The following is a 2,465-nucleotide window of genomic DNA, read 5'->3' as shown; positions in this document are numbered from 1 at the left end:
TCCCCCCCCCCCCCTCCCCCCCCCCCCCCCCCCCCCCGTCGGGGTGGTGCGGTGTCGCGGCCGCTCAGCGGCATGTGCCCGCGGGGCGGGCCCGGGTCACCAGGTCGGTGTCCGTGGTGGTGCTGTCGATCCACAGCACGCGGTTGCCGGCGCCCGCGGCGGCGCCCGACTGGCTGCCCTTGTCGCAGGAGACCCGGCCCAGCGGCGCGCCCTGCGGGGTGAACTGGTAGAGCTTGTCCAGGGAGTCGTTCGGGTCGTCGAAGACCTGCGACCACGAGGAGAGCACCTGCACCGTGACCGCGGTGTCCGACGCCGTGAGGCCGTAGGCCCGGATGGGCTGCGGGCCCTTCTCGGGGACGATGTCGGTGACCGAGGAGCCGTCGAGGGACGCCCGGCGCAGGGTGGTGAAGGCGTCGTCGGTGTAGTCGGTGTCGATGAGCCAGTACACATCGGCCCCGGTCATCACCGGTGCGCTGATCCACTCCGGCGAGGAGGGTGCGCCCAGAGCCGTGGTCTTCCGGGTCCTGGTGTCGAAGACCTCCACGCCGGTCCCGTTGGCGTCCTCGTGGACGTAGGCGATACGCCCGTCCTTGACGGCGGGCTTCAACGCCTGGTTGTAGTCCTGGCCGAGCGGCACCTCACGCGGGGTGGTGTCGTTGCCCTGCACATACAGGACCCGCTGCCAGGCGGTCGCGTCGTCACGGCGGGACCAGGCGACCGTGTCGCCGTCCACGCTCAGGCCGCTGATCTCCGAACGGGTGCTGTACAGGGTCTTGACCGGGCCGCCGCCCATGGGCGCGGACAGGATGTCGTACGTGTGCACCCAGGGGTCGTCGCCGGGGACGTCGCCGACCGCCACCCACACCACGCGCTTGCCGTCGGTGACCGCACTGAGGTGCGAGCGCCCGTCGACCGGGGAGATCCGACGCGGCTTGCCCTTGCCGTCGATGCGGCCGGTCCACACGGCGTACGGCTCGGTGCCGTCGGCGCTGGAGCGGGGAACCGCCCACCAGTCGCCGCCGGCGCTGACGCTGGTACCGGTGCCGACGAACGACCGCAGCGTGCCGACCCGGCCGAGCAGGACGTCGCTGTCCAGGCCGAGGCTCTTCTCCCAGCCGGGGACGATGCCGTGGCTGTCGAAGGCCTTCTTCACCTGCTCCATGCGGTCGCCCTTGACGTGCAGCGACTTGGCGGCGGCGACGACCGCGTCACGGCCCTCGGTGAAACCGTCGAGAGGGGTGAGGTAGGAGGTGAGCGCCTTGTAGACGATCTGGTCGGCGAGTTCGCCGCCCAGGGCCTCGCGGATGTCCCACAGCGCGCCGCCGAAGATCGGGGAGTTGTAGTGCACGCCTCCCTGGTCGTAGTCGCTCCCGAGGGGGAGCCCGAGAAAGCCCTTGGTGGTGGCGCCGTCGTTGAGGTCGCGGAAGGCGCACTCCCTCGGCGTCAGGGTGCGGCAGAGGTCGCCGCCGATCAGGCCGGCGTCCGGGTCGCTCATGGGGGTGCCGCTGACGGTGATGTCGATGGCGTTGCCGAAGTAGTCGGCGATGGCCTCGTTCAAGGCACCGGACTGGCCGGCGTAGACGAGGTCGGCGGTGTGCTCGACGACGCCATGGGTCATCTCGTGGCCGACGACGTCCAGGTCGGAGGAGAGCGGGCGGTACTCGCTGTCACCGACGCCGTAGACCATCTTGCTGCTGTCCCAGAAGGCGTTGACGTACGGGGAGCCGCGATCCGTCACTCCGATGACGGAGTTGATGGCCATGCCCTTGCCGTCGAGGCTGTCGCGCTGGAAGGTGCCGCGGTAGTACTCGTAGACCTTGCCGGCCGCCCAGTGCGCGTTGACCGCTCCGTTGTCGGTCAGGTCCTGCGGAACCTTCGTGGTGGGCGAGGTGAACGGCACGATCGCGTCGGGCCACTGGTGCGAGACGTCCTGGTAATAGAGGCCGGTGGCGTCCCAGGTCTGGATGACGTTGTGCGCCTTGCTGTCGGCCATGTGCGCGGTGTCGCGCAGCAGGTAGCCGCCGGTGCCGGCGTCCTTGGTGAGGTTCAGCGTAACGGTGGTGCCGTCGAACAGGGTTCCGCTGCCGCTGACGCCCTTCGAATCGCCCGCAGGAGCGGTGGGGGGCTTGGTTGCCGCCGAGGCACCGCGCTGGGAGGCGCCCGCCCGGAGCGCGGCGGCGCCGCGCGAGGGAGCGCTCGGGAGGAAGGTCGGCGCGCCGCCGTGCTCGTAGACCGCCACGCCGGTGGCGGCGTCGAGGTAGACCTCCTGGTCGACGGGTGCGCCGGTGGCCGGGTCGGTGCCGCGCACGGTGACGTGGCGGGCCAGCACGCCCTTGCCGGTGGGCAGCACGCTCAGCCCGCGGTCGGTGCCGGTCAGGTCGTCCTTCGCGCTCTTGGCGCGCGCGGGGCGGTAGCCGCCCTTGGCCATCTCCGCCCGCACCTGGTGCACGGCGAGTTCCACAGCG

1 protein-coding gene is annotated in these 2,465 nt (G+C 71.4%); it reads right to left on the bottom strand.

Annotation, left to right across the window (positions count from 1 at the left end):
- Nucleotides 1-64: 64 nt before the first annotated feature.
- Nucleotides 65-2,465: M4 family metallopeptidase (locus ACRWND_RS30565; RefSeq protein ID WP_431955184.1), on the bottom strand; the 2,401-nt coding region annotated here is incomplete at its 5' end.

Source organism: Actinacidiphila sp. bgisy167, from assembly GCF_965342175.1.
In the GTDB taxonomy this organism is placed as follows: domain Bacteria; phylum Actinomycetota; class Actinomycetes; order Streptomycetales; family Streptomycetaceae; genus Actinacidiphila.
The sequence above is the reverse complement of the archived record's forward strand: the minus strand, read 5'-3'. Positions and strand labels throughout refer to the sequence as shown.